The organism is Pseudomonas sp. Choline-02u-1 (assembly GCF_002836515.1).
In the GTDB taxonomy this organism is placed as follows: domain Bacteria; phylum Pseudomonadota; class Gammaproteobacteria; order Pseudomonadales; family Pseudomonadaceae; genus Aquipseudomonas.
The window spans coordinates 42,525-69,366 of sequence record NZ_PJBC01000010.1 but is presented as its reverse complement, the minus strand read 5'-3'; the positions used below and the strand labels follow the sequence as shown (position 1 = coordinate 69,366).

General features: G+C 59.5%; 25 protein-coding genes. 8 read left to right on the top strand and 17 right to left on the bottom strand.

Annotated elements, in window-relative coordinates; genetic code table 11:
• Nucleotides 1-5: 5 nt before the first annotated feature.
• The 15 genes from rnhB to rpsB all read right to left on the bottom strand — a co-directional run bounded on the left by rnhB (nucleotide 6) and on the right by rpsB (nucleotide 14,639).
• On the bottom strand, nucleotides 6-632 hold the full coding sequence (gene rnhB / locus CXF97_RS08450) for a ribonuclease HII (RefSeq protein WP_157830875.1): 627 nt from the start codon (nucleotides 630-632) through the stop codon (nucleotides 6-8).
• An 11-nt stretch (nucleotides 633-643) separates the two neighbouring features.
• A complete protein-coding gene (gene lpxB / locus CXF97_RS08445) occupies nucleotides 644-1,774 on the bottom strand; it encodes a lipid-A-disaccharide synthase (protein WP_101157877.1) in 1,131 nt (376 codons plus the stop codon).
• Between the two features lie 2 nt (nucleotides 1,775-1,776).
• A complete protein-coding gene (gene lpxA, locus CXF97_RS08440; RefSeq protein WP_016771468.1) occupies nucleotides 1,777-2,553 on the bottom strand; it encodes an acyl-ACP--UDP-N-acetylglucosamine O-acyltransferase in 777 nt (258 codons plus the stop codon).
• The gene (fabZ, locus tag CXF97_RS08435; protein ID WP_016771469.1) at nucleotides 2,550-2,990 is read right to left on the bottom strand and encodes a 3-hydroxyacyl-ACP dehydratase FabZ; all 441 of its coding nucleotides are present in this window, start codon (nucleotides 2,988-2,990) and stop codon (nucleotides 2,550-2,552) included. The genes lpxA and fabZ overlap by 4 nt, the downstream gene beginning before the upstream one ends.
• Before the next feature lie 106 nt (nucleotides 2,991-3,096).
• Nucleotides 3,097-4,152, bottom strand: a complete 1,056-nt coding sequence (lpxD, locus tag CXF97_RS08430; RefSeq protein ID WP_101157876.1) for a UDP-3-O-(3-hydroxymyristoyl)glucosamine N-acyltransferase — start codon at nucleotides 4,150-4,152, stop codon at nucleotides 3,097-3,099.
• A gap of 3 nt (nucleotides 4,153-4,155) precedes the next feature.
• Nucleotides 4,156-4,659 carry an OmpH family outer membrane protein gene (locus CXF97_RS08425; protein ID WP_042557882.1) on the bottom strand — a complete coding sequence of 168 codons (504 nt, stop codon included), beginning with the start codon at nucleotides 4,657-4,659 and terminating at the stop codon, nucleotides 4,156-4,158.
• Between the two features lie 45 nt (nucleotides 4,660-4,704).
• A complete protein-coding gene (gene bamA / locus CXF97_RS08420) occupies nucleotides 4,705-7,095 on the bottom strand; it encodes an outer membrane protein assembly factor BamA (RefSeq protein ID WP_101157874.1) in 2,391 nt (796 codons plus the stop codon).
• 74 nt (nucleotides 7,096-7,169) lie between these two features.
• The gene (rseP, locus tag CXF97_RS08415; RefSeq protein ID WP_101157872.1) at nucleotides 7,170-8,522 is read right to left on the bottom strand and encodes a sigma E protease regulator RseP; all 1,353 of its coding nucleotides are present in this window, start codon (nucleotides 8,520-8,522) and stop codon (nucleotides 7,170-7,172) included.
• Between the two features lie 53 nt (nucleotides 8,523-8,575).
• On the bottom strand, nucleotides 8,576-9,766 hold the full coding sequence (ispC, locus tag CXF97_RS08410) for a 1-deoxy-D-xylulose-5-phosphate reductoisomerase (RefSeq protein ID WP_101157870.1): 1,191 nt from the start codon (nucleotides 9,764-9,766) through the stop codon (nucleotides 8,576-8,578).
• Nucleotides 9,763-10,569, bottom strand: coding sequence for a phosphatidate cytidylyltransferase (locus CXF97_RS08405; RefSeq protein WP_101157868.1), 807 nt, complete (start codon nucleotides 10,567-10,569; stop codon nucleotides 9,763-9,765). The genes ispC and CXF97_RS08405 overlap by 4 nt, the downstream gene beginning before the upstream one ends.
• On the bottom strand, nucleotides 10,569-11,324 hold the full coding sequence (uppS, locus tag CXF97_RS08400) for a polyprenyl diphosphate synthase (RefSeq protein WP_039762463.1): 756 nt from the start codon (nucleotides 11,322-11,324) through the stop codon (nucleotides 10,569-10,571). Before uppS ends, CXF97_RS08405 begins: the two co-directional genes overlap by 1 nt.
• A gap of 14 nt (nucleotides 11,325-11,338) precedes the next feature.
• Nucleotides 11,339-11,896, bottom strand: coding sequence for a ribosome recycling factor (frr, locus tag CXF97_RS08395; RefSeq protein ID WP_101157866.1), 558 nt, complete (start codon nucleotides 11,894-11,896; stop codon nucleotides 11,339-11,341).
• Entirely contained in the window at nucleotides 11,893-12,636 is a 744-nt protein-coding gene (gene pyrH / locus CXF97_RS08390) for a UMP kinase (protein WP_003222124.1), read from the bottom strand. The genes frr and pyrH overlap by 4 nt, the downstream gene beginning before the upstream one ends.
• A 210-nt stretch (nucleotides 12,637-12,846) precedes the next feature.
• On the bottom strand, nucleotides 12,847-13,710 hold the full coding sequence (gene tsf, locus CXF97_RS08385; RefSeq protein ID WP_016771476.1) for a translation elongation factor Ts: 864 nt from the start codon (nucleotides 13,708-13,710) through the stop codon (nucleotides 12,847-12,849).
• Between the two features lie 191 nt (nucleotides 13,711-13,901).
• Nucleotides 13,902-14,639: a 30S ribosomal protein S2 gene (gene rpsB, locus CXF97_RS08380; protein WP_003222119.1), complete on the bottom strand. Its 738-nt coding sequence runs from the start codon at nucleotides 14,637-14,639 to the stop codon at nucleotides 13,902-13,904.
• A gap of 373 nt (nucleotides 14,640-15,012) precedes the next feature.
• Between rpsB and map the strand changes: the two genes are divergently transcribed.
• From map to CXF97_RS08360, 4 genes are all read left to right on the top strand, one after another.
• Nucleotides 15,013-15,795 carry a type I methionyl aminopeptidase gene (map, locus tag CXF97_RS08375; protein ID WP_101157864.1) on the top strand — a complete coding sequence of 261 codons (783 nt, stop codon included), beginning with the start codon at nucleotides 15,013-15,015 and terminating at the stop codon, nucleotides 15,793-15,795.
• Nucleotides 15,796-15,835: 40 nt separating this feature from the next.
• A complete protein-coding gene (locus CXF97_RS08370; RefSeq protein WP_101157862.1) occupies nucleotides 15,836-18,538 on the top strand; it encodes a [protein-PII] uridylyltransferase in 2,703 nt (900 codons plus the stop codon).
• A 43-nt stretch (nucleotides 18,539-18,581) separates the two neighbouring features.
• Nucleotides 18,582-19,781, top strand: coding sequence for a succinyldiaminopimelate transaminase (dapC, locus tag CXF97_RS08365; RefSeq protein ID WP_101157860.1), 1,200 nt, complete (start codon nucleotides 18,582-18,584; stop codon nucleotides 19,779-19,781).
• 149 nt (nucleotides 19,782-19,930) lie between these two features.
• Nucleotides 19,931-20,665: a M12 family metallopeptidase gene (locus tag CXF97_RS08360; RefSeq protein ID WP_101157858.1), complete on the top strand. Its 735-nt coding sequence runs from the start codon at nucleotides 19,931-19,933 to the stop codon at nucleotides 20,663-20,665.
• Between the two features lie 8 nt (nucleotides 20,666-20,673).
• Here CXF97_RS08360 and CXF97_RS08355 read toward each other — a convergent pair whose 3' ends face one another.
• A complete protein-coding gene (locus CXF97_RS08355) occupies nucleotides 20,674-22,305 on the bottom strand; it encodes a Na+/H+ antiporter (RefSeq protein WP_101157856.1) in 1,632 nt (543 codons plus the stop codon).
• A 292-nt stretch (nucleotides 22,306-22,597) separates the two neighbouring features.
• On the opposite strand from CXF97_RS08355, the gene CXF97_RS08350 reads away from it, so the two are divergent.
• The 4 genes from CXF97_RS08350 to CXF97_RS08335 all read left to right on the top strand — a co-directional run bounded on the left by CXF97_RS08350 (nucleotide 22,598) and on the right by CXF97_RS08335 (nucleotide 25,774).
• Nucleotides 22,598-22,960 carry an ArsC family reductase gene (locus CXF97_RS08350; RefSeq protein ID WP_093104271.1) on the top strand — a complete coding sequence of 121 codons (363 nt, stop codon included), beginning with the start codon at nucleotides 22,598-22,600 and terminating at the stop codon, nucleotides 22,958-22,960.
• A gap of 31 nt (nucleotides 22,961-22,991) precedes the next feature.
• Complete coding sequence (dapD, locus tag CXF97_RS08345; RefSeq protein ID WP_101157854.1) at nucleotides 22,992-24,026, top strand: 2,3,4,5-tetrahydropyridine-2,6-dicarboxylate N-succinyltransferase; 1,035 nt, start codon at nucleotides 22,992-22,994, stop codon at nucleotides 24,024-24,026.
• Between the two features lie 141 nt (nucleotides 24,027-24,167).
• Nucleotides 24,168-25,373 (top strand): aminotransferase class V-fold PLP-dependent enzyme, encoded by a 1,206-nt coding sequence (locus tag CXF97_RS08340; RefSeq protein WP_101157852.1) that lies wholly within the window; start codon nucleotides 24,168-24,170, stop codon nucleotides 25,371-25,373.
• Nucleotides 25,370-25,774 (top strand): SufE family protein, encoded by a 405-nt coding sequence (locus CXF97_RS08335; protein WP_101157850.1) that lies wholly within the window; start codon nucleotides 25,370-25,372, stop codon nucleotides 25,772-25,774. Before CXF97_RS08340 ends, CXF97_RS08335 begins: the two co-directional genes overlap by 4 nt.
• A gap of 99 nt (nucleotides 25,775-25,873) precedes the next feature.
• Here CXF97_RS08335 and tcdA read toward each other — a convergent pair whose 3' ends face one another.
• On the bottom strand, nucleotides 25,874-26,692 hold the full coding sequence (gene tcdA, locus CXF97_RS08330) for a tRNA cyclic N6-threonylcarbamoyladenosine(37) synthase TcdA (protein WP_071174533.1): 819 nt from the start codon (nucleotides 26,690-26,692) through the stop codon (nucleotides 25,874-25,876).
• Nucleotides 26,693-26,842 lie beyond the last annotated feature (150 nt).

Here is a 26,842-nt window from a genome sequence, read left to right as displayed (position 1 = left end):
TGCGCCTAAACCTGCGTCAGGCTTTCCCGCGCCTCGTAAGCCAGGCGCACCGGAGCGAAAGAACGACGGTGAATCGGCGTCGGGCCGAGCCGCGCCAGTGCTTCCAGATGAACGGGTGTCGGGTAGCCTTTATGGCCGCCAATGCCGTAGCCCGGGTAGATCAATTCGAACGCCGCCATCTCGCGATCACGACTGACCTTGGCCAGAATCGACGCCGCTGCGATCGCCGGCACCTTGCCGTCACCTTGAATCACCGCTTCAGCGCGCATTGGCAAATGCGGGCAGCGGTTGCCGTCAATCATCGCCAGTTTCGGCTGAACGTGCAGGCCGGCGACCGCACGCTGCATGGCCAGCATGGTCGCGTGCAGAATGTTCAAATCATCGATTTCTTCGACTTCGGCGCGGGCGATGCACCAGCTCAGGGCCTTTTCGCAGATCTCTTCGTAGAGCTTTTCGCGCTTGGCTTCGGTGAGTTTCTTCGAATCGTCGAGGCCAAGAATCGGCCGATTCGGATCAAGAATCACTGCCGCCGTCACCACCGCGCCGCACAACGGGCCACGCCCCACTTCATCGACACCGGCGACCAGCTCGTCGACTTCGGCGACCAGGGTGAAATCCAGGCCCATCTGCATGCTTGTCTTGCTCATTGTGGTTTGCCGATCAGGTCGAGGACGGCTTGCGCCGCCTGATTGGAAGCATCGCGCCGCAACGTGCGGTGGATCTCGTCGAAGCCGCGGGTCTGTTCCTCGCCGTCGTCGATCAAGGGCGACAGCGTCTGTGCCAACGCCTCGACAGTCGCATCATCCTGCAACAACTCCGGCACCAGCAAGCGCTGGGCGAGCAAGTTGGGCAGCGACACGTACGGGCTTTTGACCATGCGCTTGAGAATCCAGAACGTCAGCGGCGCCAGCCGATACGCCACCACCATCGGCCGTTTGTACAGCAGCGCTTCAAGGGTAGCAGTGCCCGATGCGATCAACACGGCGTTGCACGCGGCAAGGGCCAGATGCGATTTACCATCGAGCAACGTCACCGGCAAATCGCGGCCGGCGAGCAACGCTTCAAGTTGCACGCGGCGCTCCGGATTGGCACAAGGAATGACAAAGCGCACGCCCGCTCGCATGTCGCGCAGACGTTCGGCGGTATCCAGAAACAGCGCGCCGAGGCGACTGACTTCACCGCCACGGCTGCCCGGCATCAGCGCGACCAGCGGACCGTCGGGCAAGCCCAGCTCGGCACGTGCAGCGGCGCGATCAGCCTCAAGCGGAATGGTATCGGCCAAGGTATGGCCGACGAAGCGCACCGGCACCCCTTTCTCTTCGTAGAACTTCGCTTCGAACGGCAACAGGGTGAGCATCAGATCGCAGCCTTCGCGGATCTTCAGCACCCGTTTCTGCCGCCATGCCCACACCGACGGGCTGACGTAATGCACGGTTTTGATCCCGGCCTGACGCAGCTTGAGTTCGATATTGAGATTGAAATCCGGAGCGTCGATGCCGATGAACACGTCTGGCTTCGCGGCGATCAGCGTGGCGATCAGTTCTTTGCGGCGCTTGAGCAATTCACGCAGCCGACCCAGAACTTCCACCAACCCCATGACCGACAAGCGTTCCATGGGAAAGTACGAAGTCAGGCCTTCGGCCTGCATCAGCGGACCGCCGACACCGATGAATTCGACTGCCGGGTGCTGAGCCTTTAGCGCGCGCATGAGGCCGGCGCCGAGGATGTCACCGGAAGCCTCACCCGCCACCAGCGCAATACGCAGACTGGCCATGATCAGCGGGTGATGCCGCGAGTCGATGCCTGGATCGAATCGCGGAACACGGCGACTTCAGGGAACTGCGCAGATGGCTCGGCCAGCTCGGCCAGTGCCTGCTCGACCGTCAGGCCCTGGCGATAAACCGTCTTGTAGGCACGACGCAGGGCGTGGATTGCATCTTCGCTGAAACCGCGGCGGCGCATGCCTTCGAAGTTCATGCTGCGCGCTTCGGCCGGGTTACCGAATACGGTGACGAACGCCGGAACGTCCTTGCCGATCGCCGTGCCCATGCCGGAAAAACTGTGCGCGCCAATGTGGCAGTACTGATGAACGAGAGTGAAGCCGGAGAGAATCGCCCAGTCGTCCACGTGTACATGCCCGGCCAGCGCAGTGTTGTTGACCAGAATGCAGTGATTGCCGATGACGCTGTCGTGACCGATGTGGGCATAGGCCATGATCAGGTTGTGATCACCCAGAGTGGTTTCCGAACGGTCCTGAACGGTGCCACGATGAATGGTCACGCCTTCGCGGATAACGTTGTGGTCACCGATTACCAGGCGGGTTTCCTCGCCTTTGTATTTCAGATCCGGGGTGTCTTCGCCTACCGAGGAAAACTGGTAGATACGATTGTGTTTACCAATGCGGGTCGGCCCCTTGAGGATCACATGCGGCCCGATCACGGTACCCTCGCCGATTTCCACACCTGCGCCGATGATCGACCACGGGCCGACCTCGACGCCGTCAGCCAGAACGGCGGACGGATCGATGATTGCGCGAGGGTCAATCAAACTCATACTTTCTGTTCCGCACAGATGATTTCTGCCGAGCAGACCGGCTTGCCATCAACCGAAGCCTGGCACTCGAACTTCCAGATCTTGCGCTTGCAACTGATGAAGGTCGCTTCAAGGATCAACTGGTCGCCCGGCTTGACTGGCTGGCGGAAGCGCAGCTTGTCGGAGCCGACGAAGTAATACAGGGTGCCGTCGGCCGGTTTGACGTCGAGCATCTTGAAACCAAGTATCCCGGCAGCCTGAGCCATCGCTTCGATGATCAGCACGCCTGGCATGATTGGATGCGCAGGGAAGTGACCATTGAAAAACGGTTCATTGATGCTGACATTCTTGTAGGCGCGAATTCGCTTGCCTTCAGTGTCCAGTTCCACCACCCGGTCCACCAGCAGGAACGGGTAACGGTGAGGCAGGTATTCGCGAATCTCGTTGATGTCCATCATTTCAGGGGGAAGCCTATGTAAAGATTGGGAGCGCGACTGACGCGCACTCCTCTAGCAAATCAAGGAGGCAGTCCAGAGGCTGTGCACACTTGATATGGAAATGGTATCAGCCATCAGATGAAGCATTGCCGTCAGGGGTCACTTCCCCAGCGCGCTTTTCCAGCTGTTTCAACCGTCGCGCGATGTCATCGAGCTGACGGATACGGGCCGCGCTTTTGCGCCATTCGGCCGCCGGTTGCATGGCTGTGCCGGAAGAATAGGCGCCTGGCTCGGTAATCGAGTGGGTCACCATGGTCATCCCGGTCAGGAAAACGTTGTCGCAAATATCGATGTGGCCGACCAGACCGACACCACCGGCGAGCATGCAGTGCTTGCCGATTTTGGTGCTGCCCGAAATGCCGACACACGCGGCCATGGCAGTGTGATCACCGACCTGGACGTTGTGTGCGATCTGAATCTGGTTGTCGAGCTTCACGCCATTGCCAATCACGGTATCGGCCAGAGCGCCACGGTCGATGGCGGTATTCACGCCAATCTCGACATCGTCGCCGATGGTCACGCCACCGATCTGGGCGATTTTCTGCCAGACGCCTTTTTCGTTGGCGAAGCCGAAGCCCTCACCGCCAATCACCGCACCGGACTGAATGACCACACGCTTGCCGATACGCACATCGTGATACAGCGTGACGCGTGGAGCCAGCCAGCCTGCTTCACCGATCTCGCTGCGAGCGCCGACCACGCAATGCGCGCCCAGCGTTACCCGTGCAGCGATGCGTGCACCGGCTTCGATGACCACGAACGGGCCGATGCTGGCACTCGAGTCAACTACCGCATCCGGCGCGATCACCGCTGTCGGGTGAATACCCGCGGCAGCTTTTGGCTTTGGATCGAACAGGTGCGAAATGCGCGCATAGGCCAGGTAAGGATCCGGCACCACCAAAGCATTACCGGCAAAGCCCTCGGCATCGGCTTCCTTGAGCAGCAGCGCAGCTGCCTGCGAACCGGCCAGGTATTTACGGTATTGGGGATTTGCCAGAAAGCTCAACTGAGCTGGGCCAGCCTCTTGCAAAGTGGCTAGCCCAGTAATTTGCGTCTCGGGGTCGCCACGCAGGGTGGCGCCGAGGTGCTCGGCCAACTGGCCGAGCCTGATAGTCACGGTCATGGGTTACTTCAGCTGATTCATGCGCTCGATAACCTGGCGCGTGATGTCGTACTGAGGTTTGACATCGATAACTGCACCACGCTCGAACACCAGGTCAAAACCACCTTTCTTGATGACTTCTTCCACAGCGCCGTCCAGCTTTGGCTTCAGTTGCTTGAGCATTTCGCGGTCGGCAACAGCTTTGGCTTCGTTCAGTTCCTTGGACTGGAACTGGAAGTCGCGGGCCTTTTGCTTGAATTCCAGCTCCAGACGCTCACGCTCGCCCTGCTGCATCTTGTCACCACCGGCCATCAGACGGTCCTGAATGCCTTTGGCGCTGCTTTCCAGGGTTTTCAGTTTGGTCAGTTGCGGACCGAACTTCTTCTCTGCATCCACCGCGTACTTCTTCGCCGCGTCGGATTCCAGCAGTGCCATCTGATAGTTCAGCACGGCAATTTTCATGTCGGCGAACGCCGGGCCTGCCACCAGTACGGAGGCCAGGAGAACCAATTGAGTCAACTTACGCACGATGCACTCCTACAAAATCCATTGTCGTTATCTTGGGTCAGACGCTTAGAACGTCTGGCCGAGGGAGAATTGGAACACTTGAGTTTCAGCGTCATCCGGTTTCTTGATCGGCATCGCCAGGGCGAAGCTCAACGGCCCCAGTGCAGTGACCCAGGTCACGCCGACACCGACGGAACTGGCCATGTTGCTCAGGCTGATGTCGTTGCATTGAGTGCTGGAAGTCGACCCTGCGGCTGCGTTGGTCGTCTTGTCGCACTTGGAATCGAACACGTTACCTACGTCCCAGAATACGGACGTGCGCAGCGAGCGCTGGTCTTTCACGAAAGGCAGCGGGAACAGCAGCTCAACACCACCTTGAATCAACACGTTACCGCCGAATGGCAGCGGATCCTGATCCGGGTCGGCAAGCGTACCCGAGTTACCCGTTACAGCTGCACCGCGGCTCGGCGTACTGCGCGGGCCAAGGGTGCTGTCCTTGAAGCCACGAACCGAGTTGAAACCACCGGCATAGTAGTTTTCATAGAACGGCAAGCCATCGGTCGAACCGTAGCCGTCGCCATAACCGAGTTCGGAGTGCAGGCGCAGGGTGTAGTTTTCAGTGATCGGCTGGAACAACTGACCACGGTAATCAAGTTTGAAGAACGACAGGTCGCTACCAGGAAGCGTGGTTTCCAGGGTCAGGCTCTGGGAACGACCACGTGTCGGCAGGACGCCTTTGTTCAGGGTCGACTCGGACCAGCCGGCCGAGGCCTTGAAGTTCAGGTAGTTGTCGCCTTCTTTCTCAACGAAGTCGAAAATCTCGTCAACGGTATAGCGACCGGTGTTGATCTTGTCCTGCTGGGCAGACAGACCGAACGTCAGACGCGAAGTCTCACTGATCGGGTAACCGACGTTGACGCCCGCACCAAGACTGTCTACCGCGTAGCTGGAAATGTCGGCATCGAGTTCATCATAGTCGGTGGTGCGATAGAACGCGTTGTAACCCAGGCTTACGCCATCGGCGGTCCAGTACGGGTCAACGTAGCCAAAGTTGTAGCGGCTCTGGTATTCGCTGCGTGTCAGGCCGATGCTGACGCGGTTACCGCTACCGAGGAAGTTGTTCTGGGTGATCGAACCACCGAGGATGAGACCGGCGCTCTGCGCAAAACCAACGCTGGCGGTGATCGAACCGGACGCCTGTTCCTCAACGGCATAGTTCACGTCGACCTGGTCATCGACACCCGGCACAGCCGGCGTCTCAACGTTGACTTCCTTGAAGAAGCCCAGACGCTCCAGACGGGTCTTGGACTGGTCGATCAGGTACGTCGAAGCCCAGCCGCCTTCCATCTGACGCATTTCACGACGCAGCACTTCGTCCTCGGACTTGGTGTTGCCACGGAAATTGATGCGGTTGACGTAGGCACGCTTGCCCGGATCGACAGCGAAAAGAATGTCTACCGTGTGGTCGTCGTCATGCGGCTGTGGTACGCCGTTGACGTTGGCGAAGGTGTAACCTTCATTACCCAGACGACGAGTGATCAGCTCGGATGTGGTGGTCATCAGCTTGCGCGAAAACACCTGGCCTTTCTGCACCAGCAACAGCGACTTGATCTGGTCTTCAGGAACTTTCAGGTCACCGCTGAGCTTGACGTCACGAACGGTGTACTTCTCGCCTTCGGTCACGTTGACGGTGATGTAGACGTGCTTCTTGTCCGGGGTAATCGATACCTGGGTCGAGGCGATGTCCATGTTGATGTAGCCGCGGTCCAGGTAGTAGGAGCGCAGACGCTCCAGGTCACCGGAGAGTTTTTCGCGAGCATATTTGTCATCGTTCTTGAAGAACGACAGCCAGTTGGTGGTTTTCAACTCGAACAGGTCGGTCAGGTCTTCCTCGGGGAACACCGTGTTACCGACCACGTTGATGTGCTGAATGGCGGCAACGGTGCCCTCGTTGATTTTCACCTTCAGACCCACACGGTTACGCGGCTGCGAGACCACTTCGGTATCGACGGTAGCCGAATAGCGGCCTTGGGCGACGTACTGACGTTGCAGTTCGTTGCGCACACCTTCGAGAGTGGCACGCTGGAAAATCTCGCCTTCGGACAATCCGGATTGCTTGAGGCCTTTCATCAGGTCTTCAGTGGAAATCGCCTTGTTGCCTTCGATCTCGATACTGGCAACGGATGGGCGTTCAACCACGGTGATCACCAGGACATTGCCTTCGCGGCCCAGCTGGATATCCTGAAAGAAACCGGTTTTGAACAACGCACGAGTGGATTCCACCAGGCGACGATCATCCGCCTGCTCGCCGACGTTCAACGGCAAGGCACCAAAGACACTACCCGCGGAGACCCGCTGGAGGCCATTGACGCGAATATCAGAGATAGTGAAGGACTCGGCGTGAACTTCGGCGATCATCAATACGGTGAGAACCGCAGTTAGCAGCAGACGTTTCATGAAGTCCTTTCTTATTCCAACTGGCAATAAACAAACTGCCGCAAAATGCGGCAGATTCGCAATTCAGCGAAGCGTTACAGTCGACCCAGATCGTTGACCAGAGCAAGCAACATCACCCCGACCACCAAACTGATACCGATCTGTATCCCCCAACCTTGCACCCGATCCGACAAGGGGCGACCACGCACCCACTCGATCAGATAAAACAACAAATGCCCCCCATCCAGTACAGGAATGGGCAGCAAATTCAGAACGCCCAGGCTAATACTCAGATAAGCAAGGAAATTCAGGAAATCAGCGACACCCGACTGGGCAGAAGCGCCCGCCACTTTAGCAATGGTTATCGGTCCACTCAAGTTTTTTACCGAGAGCTCGCCGAACAGCATTTTCTTCAGTGAATCCAGCGTCAGAATGCTCATGGTCCAAGTGCGACGGGCGCCCTCGCCAATCGCGGCCAGCGGGCCATAGCTGACCTCGCGGATCATTTCCGGCGGCCAGTCGATGGCTTTCACGCCAGCGCCCAGATAACCGCTTGGCGATTTGCTTTCACCGCGTGCCGCCAGGGTCACAGGCACGTCGATTTGAGCATTGTCGCGCTCGATGCGCAGCATGATTTTGGTATCAGGACGCGTACGAACGGTATCGACTACCTGCTGCCAGTCATCGAGCGGCTGCCCATCGAGCGCCAGCAAGCGATCGCCGGTTTTCAGCCCGGCCGCCTGAGCCGGGCCTTTCGGATCGAGCTCGGCAAGCACTGGCGGCAAGGCCGGACGCCACGGACGGATACCCAGCGAACGGATCGGATCCGGTTCGTCGGCACCCTTGAGCCAGTTATCCAGTGCCAGCGTGCGCGGCGACTCAGCGGTCGAGCCCTGCTCGCGCACCAGCAATTGAATCGCACCGCTCTCACCGAGACGACGCACCAGTTGCAGATTGACCGCCGCCCAACCGGAGGTTGGCTCGCCATCGATCGAGACGATCTCCTGACCAGCATTCAGACCGGCCCTGGCGGCAATACTGCCGGACTCGACCGCACCAATGACCGGGCGAACCTGTTCGCTGCCGAGCATCGCCAAAACCCAGAAGAACACCAGCGCCAGCAAAAAGTTGGCAATTGGCCCGGCGGCGACAATGGCGATACGCTGACGCACCGATTTGCGATTGAACGATTGGTCGAGCTGATCGACCGGCACTTCGCCTTCGCGCTCGTCTAGCATCTTGACGTAGCCGCCCAACGGGATCGCCGCTACGACGAATTCGGTGCCTTGCTTGTCATGCCAGCGCAGCAGCGGCATGCCGAAGCCCACGGAGAAACGCAGAACCTTGACGCCACAGCGACGCGCGACCCAGAAGTGGCCGAATTCATGGAAGGTGACCAGCACACCCAGGGCGATCAGGGTGCCGGCAATCATATAGAGCGCGCTCATCTACTTTCTCCGCAATCCTGTTCAGTGTCGCGTGTCGCCATTGAGTTGCAAAACTATCGGCCGTGCCGACTCAACCATTGCTCAGCCAGCATTCGCGCTTTAGCGTCCGCCGTAAACACGGCGTCGAGGTCGCTCAGCGCCACCACCGGCTCCAGATTCAAGACTTCCTCGATGATACTCGCGATTTCCAGATAGCGGACCCGTCCGTCGAGAAACGCTGCCACGGCCACTTCATTGGCCGCGTTGAGCATCGCCGGAGCGCTGTCACCAGCTACCGCCGCTTGACGAGCCAACCGCAGGCAGGGGAAACGACCCTCATCGGGCGCCTCGAAATCCAGTCGCGCAATGGCAAACAGATCCAGTGGCGGTACGCCGGAGTCGATGCGCTCCGGCCAGGCCAAAGCGTTGGCGATCGGCGTGCGCATGTCAGGGTTACCCAACTGCGCCAATACCGAGCCGTCCACATAATCGACCAGAGAATGAATCACGCTCTGCGGATGGATCACCACCTCGACTTGCGCAGGTTTGGCATCGAACAACCAGCAGGCTTCGATCAGTTCCAGGCCCTTGTTCATCATGCTCGCCGAATCCACGGAGATCTTGCGCCCCATCGACCAGTTCGGATGCGCGCAAGCCTGCTCAGGCGAAACATGCGCCAGCTCGGCCATCGGCGTCTGCCGGAAAGGACCGCCTGAGGCTGTCAACAATATCCGCCGCACCCCCACCGAGCTCAAGCCGCGCGAGAAATCCGCTGGCATGCACTGAAAAATCGCGTTGTGCTCACTGTCGATCGGCAGCAGAACCGAGCCGCTTTTGCGCACGGCCTGCATGAACAGAGCGCCGGACATTACCAATGCTTCTTTATTGGCCAAGAGAATCTTCTTGCCCGCCTCGACTGCCGCCAGGGTCGGACGCAGCCCGGCCGCACCGACAATGGCTGCCATCACCGCGTCGACTTCAGGCGCCGAGGCGACCTGACACAAGCCCTCCTCACCTACCAATACGCGAGTCGGCAAGCCGGCTGCACGCAGGTCATCCTGCAAACCGCGCGCCGCTGCACCTTCGGGCACTACGGCAAATTGCGGGACATGACGCACGCATAACGCGAGCAACTCGCTGAGGCGCGAGAAGCCACTCAATGCGAAAACCTGATAACGCTCAGGATGACGTGCGATCACATCCAGAGTGCTCAGACCAATCGAACCGGTCGCACCCAACACCGTAATCTGCTGGGGGCGACTCACGGTGCGGCCATCCAGAGCAATACGGCAAATACCGGAATAGCAGCGGTCAGGCTGTCGATACGATCCAGCACACCGCCATGCCCGGGCAGCAGATTACTGCTGTCCTTGATGCCGGATTGACGCTTGAACATGCTTTCGGTCAGATCACCGACCACGGAAATGAAGACGATCAGCGCAGCGCCGATCAAGCCTTTGAGCAGCTCGGCCACGGTCCAGTCGCGTACCAGCCCGACAACCGCAGTGATCACCAGACTCAGCGCCAGACCACCGTAAACGCCTTCCCAGCTCTTGCCCGGGCTGACCTGCGGCGCCAGCTTGCGCTTGCCGAACTTGCGCCCGGAAAAGTAAGCACCGATGTCCGCGCCCCAGACCAACACCATCACGGCCATGATCAACCAGTTACCCAGCGGATATTGCTTGATCTGCACCAGGCCCTGCCACGCAGGCAACAGGATCAGCAGGCCAATGACCAACTTGGTCGCCGCTGTGGACCAGTGCGCGCTGGAGCGTGGATACGTCAGCACCAGATATGTCGCAATCGCCCACCAGATCACCGATGCACCGAGCACCCAGGGCGCAAGGCCCGGCAGCACATACATGACGAACAGCATCAAGGCGACCACAGCGGCAAAGCCGACGCGGAACGACTGTGCGGTGAAGCCGGCCAGACGCGCCCATTCCCAGGCACCGAGGCTCACCACCAGGCCGATGAACAGCGCGAAGCCGGCACCTTTGAGCAGGAAAAACCCGCACAAGGCAATCGGCAGCAGGATCAGTGCAGTGATGATTCTTTGCTTGAGCATTAAACCCGGGCTCCAGCTTCGACCTGTTCGCTCGTTTTACCGAAACGACGCTGGCGCGAAGCGAAATCGGCCAGCGCGGTGCGCATGGCTTCGTGTTTGAAGTCCGGCCAGAACAGGTCGGAGAAGTACAGCTCGGCGTAAGCCAGCTGCCACAGCAGGAAATTGCTGATGCGATGCTCGCCACCGGTGCGAATGCACAGGTCAGGCAACGGCAGATCGCCGGTGGCCAGACAGGTCTGCAGCAGATCCGGAGTGATGTCCTCCGGGCGCAAGTGCCCGGCCTGAACCTCACGCGCCAGACGCTGCGCGGCCTGAGCGATATCCCACTGACCGCCATAGTTGGCGGCGATCTGCAGGACAAAGCGATTGGCACCGACCGTCATGGCCTCGGCCTCGCGCATCGCCGCCTGAAGCTCAGGGTGGAAGCGCGAGCGATCGCCAATGATGCGCAGGCTGATGTTGTTGTCGTTGAGGCGCTTGGCTTCGCGACGCAGCGCCTTGAAAAACAGATCCATCAAGGCACTGACCTCATCGGCCGGGCGCTGCCAGTTTTCGCTGGAGAAGGCGAACAGGGTCAGGACCTCGACCTTGGCCTCAGCGCACACCTCAATCACCGCCCGCACAGCATCCACGCCCGCTTTATGCCCGGCGACACCCGGCATAAAGCGTTTTTTCGCCCAGCGATTATTACCATCCATGATGATCGCGACATGGCGCGGCACCGCGGACGGCGCAGTCTGCTTGGTCTTGTCCATTTAAAGCTCGACCCTTATACGGCCATCAGGTCTTTTTCTTTCTCGTCCGTGGCCTTGGTAATCAGGGCCTCGGATTCTTTGGTCAGCTTGTCGATATCAGCGATGGCACGACGCTCTTCGTCTTCGCTGATTTCCTTGTCCTTGACCAGTTTTTTCAGCTCACCCAATGCGTCACGACGAATGTTGCGCACAGCAACGCGCGCGTCTTCGGCTGCGCTGCGGGCCTGCTTGGTGAAGCCTTTACGCGTTTCCTCGGTGAGGGCCGGCATAGGGATCAGCAGCAACTCGCCAAGGTTGGTCGGGTTGAGATTCAGACCGGCGCTCTGGATTGCCTTGTCGACAGCCGCGAGCATGTTGCGCTCGAACGCCACGACCTGCAGGGTGCGCGAATCTTTCACGGTGACGTTGGCGACGCTGCTCAGCGGAGTGTCAGTGCCGTAGTAAGGCACCATGACGCTGCCGAGAATGCTCGGGTGAGCCTTGCCGGTACGGATCTGGCCGAACGCGTGGTTCAGGGATTCCAGGGATTTCTGCATACGCGCTTGGGCGTCTTTCTTGATTTCGTTGATCATTGTTGGCCTTCCTCGATCAAAGTCCCTTCAGCGCCGCCGTGCACAATGTTCAGCAGGGCGCCGGGCTTGTTCATGTTGAATACGCGCAGCGGCATCTTGTGATCGCGGCACAGGCAGATAGCAGTCAGATCCATCACGCCCAGCTTGCGATCCAGTACTTCATCATAAGTCAGATGATCGAACTTCTCGGCATGCGGGTCTTTGAACGGGTCTGCGGTGTAGACGCCATCAACCTTGGTCGCCTTGAGCACAACGTCGGCGTCGATTTCGATCGCACGCAGGCAGGCAGCCGAATCCGTGGTGAAGAACGGATTGCCGGTACCGGCCGCGAAGATCACGACGTCTTTGGAGTTCAGGTGGCGCATGGCTTTGCGGCGATCGTAGTGATCGGTTACGCCAACCATTGAAATGGCCGACATGACGATGGCGGAGATATTGGCACGCTCCAGAGCATCGCGCATGGCCAGTGCGTTCATTACGGTGGCCAGCATGCCCATGTGGTCGCCGGTGACACGATCCATACCGGCCTTACTCAGGGCTTCGCCACGGAACAGGTTGCCACCGCCGATTACCAGACCGACCTGGACGCCGATGCCAACCAGTTGACCGACTTCCAGCGCCATGCGATCCAGAACCTTTGGATCGATCCCGAACTCTTCCGAGCCCATCAGGGCCTCGCCGCTAAGCTTGAGTAGAATGCGTTTATAGCGAGCCTGATAACCACTGCCCTGCTGAGCCATTGCGAATCTCTCCTGCGGCGTATTTAAAATTCTTTGCGAGCTGTTTACAGCTGGCGTTCACTCTAGCTTGGCGCTGCTGCAGCGCCATCGGAACATGGCTTTGTAAGTCAGTTCCGGACGGAAACCAAATAAAAAATTTGGTACCTCATCTGAAAAGAGGCTGCGCGCGTTAGCGGGCAGCCTCTTTTGGGCGACAGTTGAAAAACCGTCTTATTGCTTGGCGGCAGCCAGCTGGGCAGCAACTTCTTCAGCGAAGTTGTCGACCGGCTTCTCGATGCCTTCGCCTACTTTGAAGTAAGTGAAGGAAACGATTTCTGCGCCGGCTTTCTTGGCCAGCTCGCCAACCTTGACTTCAGGGTTCTTGACGAACGCCTGCTCGACCAGGCTTGCTTCTGCCAAGAACTTGCTGATACGGCCCTTGACCATGTTTTCAACAATGTTTTCTGGCTTGCCTTTGATCTTTTCTTCGTTCAACTGCAGGAACACAGCTTTCTCACGCTCGATCGCTTCGTCGGAGACTTGCGAAGGCAGCAGGAACTCAGGGTTGCTTGCCGCAACGTGCATGGCGATGTCTTTGGCCAGCTCGACGTCACCGCCTTTCAGGACAACCGCAACACCGATCTTGTTACCGTGCAGGTAAGTGCCGACAACGTCACCCTCTACGCGGACCAGACGACGGATGTTGACGTTCTCGCCGACTTTGGCAACCAGAGCTTCACGAGCCGATTCCTGAGCGGCGATCAGCGGAGCTGCGTCGGTCAGTTTTTCGTCGAAAGCTTTTTCTACGCTGGCAGCAACGAAGTTCTTGAAGTCGTCTTGCAGGGCCAGGAAGTCGGTCTGCGAGTTGACTTCCAGCAGCACGGCTGCCTTGTCATTCGATTTGATGGCGATTGCGCCTTCAGCGGCAACGTTGCCGGCTTTTTTCGCAGCCTTGATCGCGCCCGAAGCACGCATGTCATCAATGGCTTTTTCGATGTCGCCGTCAGCCTTTTCCAGGGCTTTCTTGCAATCCATCATGCCTTCGCCGGTACGCTCGCGCAGTTCTTTGACCAACGCCGCAGTAATTGCTGCCATTTTCAAATTCCTCTTGGATAGGTTTTCAACCATTCCACCCGATCGAACGGGCGATCAATTCTTCCCGAACCAACTTGTAGCTGCTGCACGTTACAGACGCTGTAGCTGCGCTGCCGACAAATGGTTTTCGAGGTGGCAAAAAGGGGGCCAAGCCCCCTTTTTGCTTACTGAGTCAACGCCAGGGGCGTCGATTACTCAGCTGCAGCCTGAGTTTCTTCGGCTGCGAATTCAACAGTACCGCCAGCAACATTGTTGCGACCACGGATAACTGCGTCAGCCATCGAACCCATGTACAGCTGGATAGCGCGGATTGCGTCATCGTTGCCTGGGATGATGTAGTCAACGCCTTCCGGGCTGCTGTTGGTATCGACAACACCGATAACCGGGATGCCCAGCTTGTTGGCTTCGGTGATCGCGATGCGCTCGTGGTCAACGTCGATCACGAACAGTGCGTCAGGCAGACCGCCCATGTCCTTGATGCCGCCCAGCGAACGATCCAGCTTCTCAAGATCACGGGAGCGCATCAGCGCTTCTTTCTTGGTCAGCTTGGCGAAAGTACCATCTTCGGCTTGAACTTCAAGGTCACGCAGACGCTTGATGGAAGCACGAATGGTCTTGAAGTTGGTCAGCATGCCGCCCAACCAGCGGTGATCGACGTACGGCGAACCGCAACGTGCTGCTTCTTCAGCAACGATCTTGCCAGCGGAACGCTTGGTGCCGACGAACAGAATCTTGTTTTTGCCCTGGGCCAGACGCTCTACGAAAGTCAGAGCTTCGTTGAACATTGGCAGGGTTTTTTCAAGGTTGATGATGTGAATCTTGTTACGCGCGCCGAAAATGTACTTGCCCATTTTCGGATTCCAGTAACGGGTTTGGTGACCGAAGTGCACACCGGCCTTCAGCATATCGCGCATGTTGACTTGGGACATGATAGTTCCTTGATAAGTCGGGTTTGGCCTCCACGTATCCCAATGACCAACCAGAGGCATAAAGCCCAAGGCACCCAGGTCATCGTGTCGACACGTGTGTGGATTTAAGCTTTTCGGGGCATCCCCGGAAAGCGGCGCATTTTATACCACAGGGTGCGCAGAAACGGAAACCGGAATCTGTATTCCCTCCGGCCACATGGACGCAGCCCCCTTGGAATCGGTTCGATGGGCACCATTGTATAGACACAAGCCAGACAGGCAGGCGCAGTTTTGCGCCTCCCGTCTGATAGAATCGCGTTTTTCAGGGTCGCAAAATCCACACCTGCCACCCAATTCGTATCCGTAAGCGCCGCCGAGCGCAGAGAGAGCCTGTATGACCGTCAACCTCAAAACCCCCGAGGACATCGCTGGCATGCGTGTCGCCGGCAAACTGGCCGCCGATGTGCTGGAAATGATTGCCGAACATGTCAAACCGGGCGTGACCACCGATCAGCTCAACCAGATCTGCCACGACTACATCGTCAATGTGCAGGAAGCCATCCCCGCCCCGCTCAACTACAAGGGCTACCCGAAGTCGATCTGCACCTCGATCAACCACGTGGTCTGCCACGGCATCCCGAACGACAAGCCGCTGAAAAACGGCGACACGCTGAACATCGACGTCACCGTGATCAAGGACGGCTACCACGGTGATACCAGCCGCATGTTCCACGTCGGCGAAGTGCCGGTCTGGGCCGAGCGTCTGTCGCAGGTCACCCAGGAATGCATGTACAAGGCCATCGAGATCGTCAAGCCCGGTTGCCGCCTCGGCGACATCGGTGAAGTGATCCAGAAGCATGCGGAAAAAAATGGTTTCTCGGTGGTGCGCGAGTTCTGCGGTCACGGTATCGGTAAGGTCTTCCACGAAGAACCGCAAATCCTGCACTACGGTCGCGCCGGCACCGGCATGGAACTGAAGGCGGGCATGACCTTCACCATCGAGCCGATGATCAACCAGGGCAAGGCCGACACCAAGGTACTCGGCGACGGCTGGACTGCAATCACCAAGGACCGCAAGCTCTCGGCCCAGTGGGAACATACCCTGCTGGTCACCGACACTGGCTATGAGATCTTCACTTTGCGCAGCGATGACACCATCGCGCGCATCTCGGCCTGACACTCAGAACGCTCCCAGCCTATAGAAGGAAAGCCAATCGATGCCGCAGGTGGATCCCGAACTCTTCGACCGCGGCCAGTTCCAGGCTGAACTGGCCCTCAAAGCGAGTCCTATCGCGGCGTTCAAGAAGGCGATCCGCCAGGCCCGCGAGGTCCTCGACACGCGCTTTCGCAATGGCCGCGACATCCGCCGCCTGATCGAAGACCGTGCCTGGTTTGTCGACAACATCCTGCAAAAGGCCTGGGAGCAGTTCAACTGGAGCGAAGACGCCGATATCGCTCTGGTGGCGGTCGGCGGCTACGGCCGCGGCGAACTGCACCCCTACTCCGATATCGATCTGCTGATCCTGCTCGACAGTGCCGACCACGAAGTTTTCCGCGATTCCATCGAGCGTTTTCTGACGCTGTTGTGGGACATTGGCCTGGAAGTCGGCCAGAGCGTGCGCTCGGTCGACGAATGCGCCGAAGAGGCCCGCGCCGATCTGACCGTGGTCACCAATCTGATGGAAAGTCGCACCATCTGCGGCCCCGAGCGTCTGCGCCAGCGCATGCTCGAAGTCACCAGCACCGCGCACATGTGGCCGGCCAAGGAGTTCTTCCTGGCCAAGCGTGCCGAACAAAAGGCTCGTCACCACAAATACAACGACACCGAATACAACCTCGAACCCAACGTCAAAGGCTCGCCCGGTGGCCTGCGCGATATCCAGACGATTCTCTGGGTGGCCCGACGTCAGTACGGCACCCTGAACCTGCGCGCCCTCGCTGGCGAAGGCTTTTTGGTCGAAAGCGAAAACGCCCTGCTCGCTTCCTCGCAGGAATTTCTGTGGAAAGTGCGCTACGCCCTGCACATGCTCGCCGGTCGTTCCGAGGACCGCTTGCTGTTCGATCACCAGCGCACCATTGCCGGCCTGCTCGGCTTTGAAGGAGACGACGCCAAACAGGCGGTCGAAAACTTCATGCAGCAGTACTTCCGTACGGTGATGAGCATTGCCCAACTGAGCGATCTGATCATCCAGCACTTCGAGGAAGTCATCCTCGCTCCGGAAGACGAAGCGCCGCCGCAGCCGATCAACTCGCGCTTCCAATTGCATGACGGCTACATTGAGGCGCGCAACGACAATGTCTTCCGCCGCACGCCGTTCGCCATGCTGGAAATTTTCGTGCTGATGGCCCAGCAGCCGGAAATCAAAGGCGTGCGCGCCGACACCATTCGTCTGCTGCGCGAACATCGTCATCTGATCGACGACAATTTCCGCAACGACATCCGCAACACCAGCCTGTTCATCGAGCTGTTCAAGTGCAAGATCGGCATCCACCGCAATCTGCGGCGGATGAACCGTTACGGCATTCTTGGGCGCTACTTGCCGGAGTTCGGCTTTATAGTCGGGCAGATGCAGCACGACCTGTTCCACATTTATACGGTCGACGCGCACACGCTGAATCTGATCAAGCACCTGCGCAAACTGCAGTACACCCAGGTTTCGGAGAAATTTCCGCTGGCGGCCAAGCTCATGGCCAAGCTGCCCAAGCCTGAACTGATTTACATGGCCGGCCTGTACCACGACATCGGCAAGGGTCGGCACGGCGATCACTCGGAGATCGGCGCGGTCGATGCCGAGGCGTTCTGCCAGCGCCACCAGTTGCCGGTGTGGGACAGCCGCCTGATCGTCTGGCTGGTGCAGAACCACCTGGTGATGTCCACCACTGCCCAGCGCAAGGATCTGTCCGATCCGCAGGTGATCCACGATTTCGCCCAGGCGGTCGGCGATGAAACGCGCCTCGACTACCTCTACGTGCTGACCGTGGCGGATATCAACGCGACCAATCCGACGCTGTGGAATTCATGGCGCGCCAGCCTGCTGCGCCAGCTCTACACCGAAACCAAACGGGCCCTGCGCCGGGGCCTGGAAAATCCAGTGGATCGCGAAGAACAGATTCGCCAGACGCAAAGTGCGGCGCTGGATATTCTGGTGCGCGGTGGCACCGACCCGGATGACGTCGAGCAGCTGTGGGCGCAATTGGGCGATGACTATTTCCTGCGTCATACCGCCGGCGACGTGGCCTGGCACAGCGACGCGATCCTGCAGCAGCCGGTCGATGGCGGGCCGCTGGTGCTGATCAAGGAAACCACCCAGCGCGAGTTCGAGGGCGGCACGCAGATCTTCATTTATGCGCCGGATCAGCACGACTTCTTCGCTGTGACCGTGGCGGCGATGGACCAGCTCAACCTGAACATTCACGACGCGCGGGTCATCACCTCGAGCAGCCAGTTCACCCTCGACACCTACATCGTGCTCGACAACGAAGGCGAATCGATCGGCGATAACCCGGCGCGGATCAAGCAGATCCGCGAGGGCCTCACCGAAGCCCTGCGTAACCCGGACGACTACCCGACGATCATCCAGCGCCGGGTGCCGCGTCAGCTCAAGCATTTTGCCTTTGCCCCGCAAGTGACGATTCACAACGACGCGCAGCGTCCGGTGACCGTGCTGGAACTGACTGCGCCCGACCGGCCGGGCCTGCTGGCGCGTGTCGGGGGGATTTTCCTCGAGTTCGACCTGTCGCTGCAGAACGCCAAGATTGCGACCTTGGGCGAGCGTGTGGAAGACGTGTTCTTCATCACTGACGCGCACAATCAGCCGCTGTCCGACCCGCTGCTGTGCAGCCGTTTGCAGGATGCGATCGTCGAACAGCTGAGCGTCAATCAGGAACCGGATATCAAATTGTCGCGCCTCAGTATTTGATGGCGCCTCGGATTCAAATGGCTTTGCGAGAGACCCAGCCCCGATGAACAACGCTCTGAACCAGCTCCAGCCGTACCCGTTCGAAAAGCTCCGCGCCCTGCTCGGCAGCGTCACGCCGAACCCGGACAAGCGCCCGATCGCCCTGTCGATCGGCGAACCGAAACACCGCTCGCCGAGTTTTGTCGCCGAAGCGCTGGCGAACAATCTGGATCAGATGGCGGTGTACCCGACCACGCTCGGCATCCCGGCCCTGCGCGAAGCCATCGCCGGCTGGTGCGAGCGTCGCTTTGGCGTGCCGAACGGCTGGATCGATCCGGCGCGCAACGTGCTGCCGGTCAACGGCACCCGTGAAGCGCTGTTCGCCTTCACCCAGACCGTGGTCAATCGTGGCGACGATGCGTTGGTGGTCAGCCCCAACCCGTTCTATCAGATCTACGAAGGTGCGGCGTTTCTCGCCGGGGCCAAGCCGCACTACCTGCCGTGTCTGGATGAAAACGGCTTCAACCCGGACTTCGATGCTGTAGCGCCAGAGATCTGGCAGCGCTGCCAGATCCTGTTCCTGTGCTCGCCCGGCAACCCGACCGGCGCGCTGATTCCGGTCGAGACCCTGAAGAAGCTGATCGCGCTGGCTGATCAGTACGACTTCGTGATTGCCGCCGACGAGTGCTACAGCGAACTGTACTTCGACGAACAGACCCCGCCGCCGGGCCTGTTGAGTGCTTGCGTCGAACTCGGCCGCAAGGATTTCAAGCGCTGCGTGGTCTTCCACAGCCTGTCCAAGCGCTCCAACCTGCCGGGCCTGCGTTCAGGCTTCGTTGCCGGCGATGCCGACATCCTCAAAGGCTTCCTGCTGTATCGCACCTACCACGGCTGCGCGATGCCGGTGCAGACCCAACTGGCCAGCGTGGCCGCGTGGAATGACGAAGTGCACGTGCGCGCCAACCGTGCGCTGTATCGCGAGAAATTCGATGCAGTGCTGAACATCCTCAGCCCGGTCATGGACGTACAGCGTCCGGATGGCAGCTTCTATCTGTGGCCGAATGTGCAGGGCGATGACGCGGCGTTCTGCCGGGATCTGTTCGAGCACGAACATGTGACCGTGGTGCCTGGCTCGTACCTGTCGCGCGATGTCGATGGCGTCAATCCAGGGGCAGGCCGCGTGCGCATGGCGTTGGTTGCGCCGCTGGCCGAGTGTGTCGAAGCGGCTGAACGCATTCGCGACTTCATTCAGCGCCGCCGGTAACACCCGATCGCCTGTGCCGGGCAATCCGGCACAGGCGATTCAAACATCGCGTAACAGTTCGCCTATTCCTGTACCCCGCCTTTTTGCCGTCCAGACGCTAGTCTTAAACCGCGTCTCCATAGAGCCCTCAACTTCAAGGAAGAAGTGAAATGCAAGAACTCCTGGATTGCCAACTCGTTCAGTGGCCAGACAATCAAGCGGCCTACCTGGCTGCGATCAATGAAAACCCGGCCAACGCCGGCACCGACAGCGCGACCCGTTCGCGCCGCAAGCGATCTGTGCTCGATTACTCAAAATTGTGGGCTAACGGCCGCACCTTGAAGATTGCCTTCATGGATGCACCCGAGCGCGATCACAAACGCAGAATCATCGACGCGGCCAGCCGTTGGTTACCGTACGTCAACCTCAAGTTTGAATTCGTCGACGATCGGAAAGGCGATATCCGTATCGCCACAAAGAATAATGACAACAGCTCGATGCTCGGCACCGATGCGCTGCTGATTCATCCAGACCACGCGACCATGAATCTGGGAGTCAAACCCGATCATGCCGACTTCGAGGTGATCGTGACCCACGAATTCGGTCATGCTCTCGGAGCACTGCACGAGCACCAGCACCCTCAGGCCAACATTCCGTGGGATAGACCCAAGGTGTATGAGTTCTATCAAAATCGGCCAATGAATCCGCTGACCCGCGAGCAGGTCGACCACAATCTGTTCGCCTCTTTCAACACGCTCGATGCCATTTTCACCGCCTATGACAAGCGTTCGATCATGCATCACCCTGTAGCGAATGCACTAACGGTGGGCGACTGGCACGTCCCGATCAATCGCAAGATCAGCAAAAAAGACAAACGCCTGATGCGACTGCTCTATCCCAAGTGACGCTTGGCCTACTTGACCTGCCCCAGGTTGGCCTCGCTCAGATCCAGCTCCCCCAATACCTCTCTGAGCACATCATCACCGATCTGATGCTGACGGCTCAGGCGATACAACTCGAGGCGTTGCGCGCGCAGCGCCTTGAGACGCAGCCGACGCTCAAGCAGATCCATCTGGAATGCCAGCGCCTGGGCTTCGGCGGAATCGTTGAACACCTCCAGTTGATGGCGATATTCGGACATGATCCGCGCTTTGAGCTCCGCTGCCAGCGCCGCTTGAGCGGCATCCTGCGGCACGACCTCTTCGGTTTCCAGCGAGTGGATCGCAGCTTCAGCAGTCTTGCGCCAGGCATCGCGCACTTCCTGACGACGTTTGTCGTCGGGACTTTTGTCGATGCCGCGCAGCAACAACGGCAGCGCGATACAGGCCGAGACCAGCGACAGCAGAATGACTCCGGCAGCGATGAAGATCAGCAAGTCGCGCTCAGGAAAAGCCTCGGCGCCGATCAGCATCGGCACCGACATCACGCCCGCCAGCGTCACCGCCCCGCGTACACCGCCGACCGTCAGCAACCAGCAGGAGCGCGCCGTCGGCACCTGGGTCAGCTCGCCCTTGCCGCGCAACCGGCGCAGCAACACCGACAGGCGCCAGATGCTCTGTACCCAGATGAATCGCAGCAACACCAGCGCGACGAAAATCGCCAGTACATCGAGGCAGCGATAGAACAGCGTCGGCCACAAGGTGGGTTCGTGGCTGACGACAGCTTTGATGATGTCCGGCAGTTGCAGACCGAGCAGCAAGAAGATCAAGCCGTTGAAAGCGAATTCGAGCAGCGACCAAACGCTGCGATTAAGCAATCGCGTACTGGTCTGGCGCGGCAGCAGATCGAGCCAGCTCTGCATCATCCCCGCCGCCACCGCCGAAAGAATCCCGGAAGCGCCCAGACGTTCGGCCAATACGTACGCGGCGAACGGCAGCAGCAACATGAACACCACGTGAGTGGCCGGGTCATCCCAGCCACGGCTGATCATCCATGCGCGCAGGCGCCCCACCAGCCAGCTCAGTGCCACGCCGACCGCCAGGCCACCGAACGCCACGGCGACGAAGGTCAGACTGGCGTTGGTCAGCGAGAACACGCCTGTCACTGCCGCTGCCAAGGCAAACTTGAAGGTCACCAGACCCGAGGCGTCGTTCATCAGCGCCTCGCCTTGCAGCATGTGCATCAGCGGTGTCGGCAAGCGGTTCTGTGCAATTGCCGAAACCGCCACTGCGTCGGTCGGTGACAAAACCGCCGCCAAGGCAAAAGCGACGGGCAGCGGGATCGTCGGCAATAGCCAATGAATGAAAAATCCGGCACCGACCACTGTGAACAACACAAGGCCGACGGCCAGGGTCAGTATCGGACCGCGCAATTGCCAGAGCGCGCGTTTGGGCATGCGCCAGCCATCGGAAAACAGCAGTGGCGGCAAAAACAGAAACAGAAACAGCTCGGGATCGAGGGCGACGTGCAGGCCCAAAGTCGGCCAGGCGAGCAAGGCGCCGGCGGCGATCTGCACCAGCGGCAACGGCAACGGGATGACTCGCCCGAGCAGGCGCGAGACGCTGACCAGCGTCAGCAGGATCAGGACGGTGTAAGCAGTTTGCATAAAACGAAAATCTCAGACGGTCGACAGCGTTGAACTGCCATATTAGCGCCTTAGGCTGTGGCTGACCGTTGCACCTATGTCGCAGCCCACCTGCACGGCTCTCGTGTGGTAGCTGCGGCACGCTGCGATTTTTTGATATTTAAAAACAAAATCAAAAGCTCGCAGCCTCGTTTCACTCGTCAGCTCCTACAGGGTTTTGCATTGCCAAATTGCCCTGAGGCGCCGCGAAACCGTCCGGTCATGGCATAATCCGTCACCATTTTTTTCCAGCACCTGTAAAGGGGGCGATTCCTTGGCCGTTTCAAGTAAAACGTTGCACCTTTTCGGCATCAAGGCGTGCGACACCATGAAAAAGGCGCGCACCTGGCTCGATGAACACGCTGTCAGCTATGACTTCCACGATTACAAGACCGCCGGCATTGACCGTGAGCACCTGACCCAATGGTGCGACGAGCACGGTTGGCAAACCGTGTTGAACCGCGCCGGCACGACCTTTCGCAAACTCGACGACGAACGCAAAGCCGATCTCGACCAGTCGAAAGCCATCGAACTGATGCTCGCACAACCCTCGATGATCAAGCGCCCGGTGCTCGATCTCGGTGACCGAACCCTGATTGGCTTCAAGCCAGACATCTACGCGGCCGCTCTGAAGTAAGCAGCCCGTCACTCTTTGTAGAGGTATTCACATGTCCAATTCCCTGTTCAGCATCGCCTTTGGTGTCGGCACCCAGAACCGTCAAGGCGCATGGCTGGAAGTGTTCTACGCCCAGCCACTGCTCAACCCTTCGGCTGAACTGGTCGCGGCTGTTGCGCCGATCCTCGGTTACACCGAAGGCAACCAGGCCATCACCTTCACCACTGCCCAGGCCGCGCAACTGGCTGAAGCGGTCAAAGGCATCGACGCCGTCCAGGGCAAGTTGCTGACCCGTCTGGCCGAGAGCCACAAGCCACTGGTCGCCACGCTGCTGGCTGAAGATGCACAACTGACCTCGACACCTGAGGCCTACCTCAAACTGCACCTGCTCTCGCACCGTCTGGTCAAGCCGCACGGCGTCAGCCTCGCCGGTATTTTCCCACTGCTGCCGAACGTGGCGTGGACCAGCCTGGGCGCCATCGACCTGAGCGAACTGGCGGAAATGCAACTCGAAGCGCGTCTGCGCGGCGAGCTGCTGGAAGTGTTCTCGGTGGATAAATTCCCGAAAATGACCGACTACGTGGTACCGGCCGGCGTGCGTATCGCTGATGCCGCACGTCTGCGTCTGGGCGCTTATGTCGGCGAAGGCACCACCGTCATGCACGAAGGTTTCATCAACTTCAACGCCGGCACCGAAGGCCCGGGCATGATCGAAGGCCGCGTTTCCGCTGGCGTCTTCGTCGGCAAGGGTTCGGACCTGGGCGGCGGTTGCTCGACCATGGGCACCCTGTCGGGCGGCGGCAACATCGTGATCAAGGTCGGCGAAGGCTGCCTGATCGGCGCCAATGCCGGTATCGGCATTCCGTTGGGCGACCGCAACACTGTCGAGTCAGGCCTGTACGTCACCGCCGGCACCAAGGTTGCACTGCTCGACGAGCACAACAATCTGGTCAAGGTCGTGAAGGCGCGTGAGCTGGCTGGCCAGACTGATCTGCTGTTCCGTCGCAATTCGGAAACCGGTGCCGTGGAATGCAAAACCCACAAATCGGCGATCGAACTGAACGAAGCGCTGCACGCTCATAACTAAGCAGCACCACCCAATACCTGTAGGAGCGGGCTTGCTCGCGAAAGCGGTCTGTCATTCGGCAACCATGTTGGCTGACAGGTCCCCTTCGCGAGCAAGCTCGCGCCCACAGGGTCAGGCGTACACCCTCCTGGGCCCGCTAACATGATGATCCCCTCCCCCTGGCGCGCCGATTTCCCGGCTATCGCCGCACTGCAACGGCAAGACCAGACCTATCTGGACAGCGCCGCCACTACACAAAAACCTCAAGCCCTGCTCGACGCACTGACGCATTACTACGCCAATGGCGCGGCCAATGTGCATCGTGCGCAACACCTGCCTGGCGCGCACGCGACTCAGGCGTTCGAAGACAGTCGCCGAAAGGCAGGCCAATGGCTGAATGCCGGTGACAGCGGGCAGATCATTTTCACGCACGGCGCCACCAGTGCGCTGAATCTGCTGGCTTATGGTCTGGAGCCTCTGTTTCAGCCGGGCGATGAGATTGTCATCAGCGCACTGGAGCATCACGCCAACCTGCTGCCGTGGCAGCAACTGGCGCAACGCCGTCAGCTGAAACTGGTGATCCTGCCGCTGGACGCCGACGGCCTGATCGATCTCGCCGCTGCCGTGCATCTGATCGGCCCGCGCACACGCTTGTTGGCGGTCAGCCAGTTGTCCAACGTGCTCGGCGCCTGGCAGCCACTGACCGCTTTGCTCGGCATGGCCAAGGCGCAGAATGCGCTGACGGTGGTCGATGGCGCGCAGGGTGTGGTGCACGGCCGGCATGATGTGCAGGCGCTGGGTTGCGATTTCTATGTATTTTCCAGCCACAAACTGTATGGCCCCGATGGGCTCGGCGTGCTGTTCGGGCGCAACGCTGCGCTGGAGCAATTGCAGCATTGGCAGTTCGGCGGCGAAATGGTGCTCGATGCCAATTATCAGGATTCGCGCTTCCGCCCCGCGCCGTTGGGGTTCGAGGCAGGCACACCGCCGATCGCCAGTGTCATCGGCCTCGGAGCGACCCTCGACTACTTGGCCGGTTTGGATCAGGACGCCGTATCTGCCCATGAAGCGGCATTGCACGACTATCTGCTGCGTGGGCTTGCCGCACGCAATGGCATTCGCCTGCTGGGCACGCCGCAACTGGCGCTGGCCAGTTTTGTCGTCGACGGCGTGCACAACGCCGATCTCGCGCATCTGCTCACCGAACAAGGCATCGCCGTGCGTGCCGGGCATCACTGCGCCATGCCTTTGATGAAAAGCTTCGAACTGGCCGGCGCGATTCGCGTGTCGCTGGCCCTGTACAACGATTCGGAAGATCTGGAGCGCTTTTTCGAGGCGCTGGATCAGGCGCTGGAGCTGTTGCGATGAGTTTGCCGGTGGAAGCGGCCGAAGCGCTGCAGACTTTCCAAAACGCGGCGGGCTGGGAGCAGCGGGCGCGATTGCTGATGCAGTTTGGTGATCGCTTGCCAGCGCTGGATGACGCGCAAAAGAGTGAGACCAACCGAGTGCATGGCTGTGAGAGTCAGGTGTGGCTGGTCGGGGATTTGCGCGACGGGCACTGGCAGTTCAGGGCGAGCAGCGATGCGCGGATGATTCGCGGGTTGGTGGCTTTATTGCTGCTGCGGGTCAACGGCTTGTCGGCGGCTGATTTAAAGCAAATCGACTTGCCTGACTGGTTTAATCAGCTCGGCCTGTCGCGCCAGCTATCGCCCTCGCGCAGTAATGGCTTGAATGCCGTGCTCCAGCGGATGAATGAATTGGCCGGTTAATCGCCATCGCTGGCAAGCCAGCTCCCACAGGGGATTTTTTTACACCACAGATCCAATGTGGGAGCGGGCTTGCTCGCGAAGGGGCCAGCAGCCCCAACATCAAGCCTGAGGTTTTACTCGGTCCGAAGGGCGCCGCACCCCCGCCACAATCTTGTCCACAGCCTTGGTCGCCGCGACCATGCCGAACGTCGCCGTGACCATCATCACCGCGCCAAACCCGCCGGCGCAGTCGAGTTTTACGCCGTCGCCGACAAAACTCTTCTGCAGACAAATGCTGCCGTCCGGTTTCGGATAGCGCAGCTGTTCCGTGGAAAACACACACGGCACGCTGTAGTGGCGGGTCACGGTGCGGGAAAAGCCGTAGTCCCGGCGCAAAGTCGAACGGACTTTCGAAGCCAGCGGATCGTTGAAGGTGCGATTCAGATCGCAGACCTGAATCAGCGTCGGGTCGATCTGCCCACCCGCGCCGCCGGTGGTGATGATCTGGATCTTGCGGCGTTTGCACCAGGCGATCAGCGCCGCTTTGGCATTGACCGCATCGATGCAGTCGATCACGCAGTCGATGTTCGGCGTGATGTATTCGGCCATGGTGTCGCGAGTGACGAAATCGGCCACGGCGTGCACCGTGCAATCGGGATTGATCCCGCGCAGACGCTCGGCCATCACTTCGACCTTGGGTTTGCCCACGGTGCTGTCCAGGGCGTGCAACTGGCGGTTGGCGTTGCTGACACAGACGTCGTCGAGGTCGAACAGCGAAATCTCGCCAACCCCGCACCGGGCCATGGCTTCCGCCGCCCAGGAACCGACGCCACCGACGCCGACGATCGCCACATGGGCGGCGCGCAAGCGTTCCAGGCCCTCGATGCCATACAAACGGGCGATGCCTGCAAACCGCGGATCTTCTGTACTCATGACCATTACCCCAAAAACCGGCGCGCATTATAGGGCTACGCAGCGACAAGTTTTAAGCTGCAAGCGACAAGTGCAAGAACTTAAGTCAAAGAGGCTTGCCCAATGTGAGCCATTTCCCTGTCTGATGTACGACCGGCGAACTGTCGGTGTAGGATG

Coding starts and splice junctions, on each gene's coding strand:
- rnhB (WP_157830875.1), bottom strand. CDS start 632: ATGCAGATGGGCCTGGATTTCACCCTGGTCGCCGAAGTCGACGAGCTG.
- lpxB (WP_101157877.1), bottom strand. CDS start 1,774: ATGGCCAGTCTGCGTATTGCGCTGGTGGCGGGTGAGGCTTCCGGTGAC.
- lpxA (WP_016771468.1), bottom strand. CDS start 2,553: ATGAGTTTGATTGACCCTCGCGCAATCATCGATCCGTCCGCCGTTCTG.
- fabZ (WP_016771469.1), bottom strand. CDS start 2,990: ATGATGGACATCAACGAGATTCGCGAATACCTGCCTCACCGTTACCCG.
- lpxD (WP_101157876.1), bottom strand. CDS start 4,152: ATGACCGTGACTATCAGGCTCGGCCAGTTGGCCGAGCACCTCGGCGCC.
- bamA (WP_101157874.1), bottom strand. CDS start 7,095: ATGAAACGTCTGCTGCTAACTGCGGTTCTCACCGTATTGATGATCGCC.
- rseP (WP_101157872.1), bottom strand. CDS start 8,522: ATGAGCGCGCTCTATATGATTGCCGGCACCCTGATCGCCCTGGGTGTG.
- CXF97_RS08405 (WP_101157868.1), bottom strand. CDS start 10,569: ATGCTCAAGCAAAGAATCATCACTGCACTGATCCTGCTGCCGATTGCC.
- uppS (WP_039762463.1), bottom strand. CDS start 11,324: ATGGACAAGACCAAGCAGACTGCGCCGTCCGCGGTGCCGCGCCATGTC.
- frr (WP_101157866.1), bottom strand. CDS start 11,896: ATGATCAACGAAATCAAGAAAGACGCCCAAGCGCGTATGCAGAAATCC.
- pyrH (WP_003222124.1), bottom strand. CDS start 12,636: ATGGCTCAGCAGGGCAGTGGTTATCAGGCTCGCTATAAACGCATTCTA.
- tsf (WP_016771476.1), bottom strand. CDS start 13,710: ATGGCAGCAATTACTGCGGCGTTGGTCAAAGAACTGCGCGAGCGTACC.
- rpsB (WP_003222119.1), bottom strand. CDS start 14,639: ATGTCCCAAGTCAACATGCGCGATATGCTGAAGGCCGGTGTGCACTTC.
- map (WP_101157864.1), top strand. CDS start 15,013: ATGACCGTCAACCTCAAAACCCCCGAGGACATCGCTGGCATGCGTGTC.
- CXF97_RS08370 (WP_101157862.1), top strand. CDS start 15,836: ATGCCGCAGGTGGATCCCGAACTCTTCGACCGCGGCCAGTTCCAGGCT.
- dapC (WP_101157860.1), top strand. CDS start 18,582: ATGAACAACGCTCTGAACCAGCTCCAGCCGTACCCGTTCGAAAAGCTC.
- CXF97_RS08360 (WP_101157858.1), top strand. CDS start 19,931: ATGCAAGAACTCCTGGATTGCCAACTCGTTCAGTGGCCAGACAATCAA.
- CXF97_RS08355 (WP_101157856.1), bottom strand. CDS start 22,305: ATGCAAACTGCTTACACCGTCCTGATCCTGCTGACGCTGGTCAGCGTC.
- dapD (WP_101157854.1), top strand. CDS start 22,992: ATGTCCAATTCCCTGTTCAGCATCGCCTTTGGTGTCGGCACCCAGAAC.
- CXF97_RS08340 (WP_101157852.1), top strand. CDS start 24,168: ATGATGATCCCCTCCCCCTGGCGCGCCGATTTCCCGGCTATCGCCGCA.
- CXF97_RS08335 (WP_101157850.1), top strand. CDS start 25,370: ATGAGTTTGCCGGTGGAAGCGGCCGAAGCGCTGCAGACTTTCCAAAAC.
- tcdA (WP_071174533.1), bottom strand. CDS start 26,692: ATGGTCATGAGTACAGAAGATCCGCGGTTTGCAGGCATCGCCCGTTTG.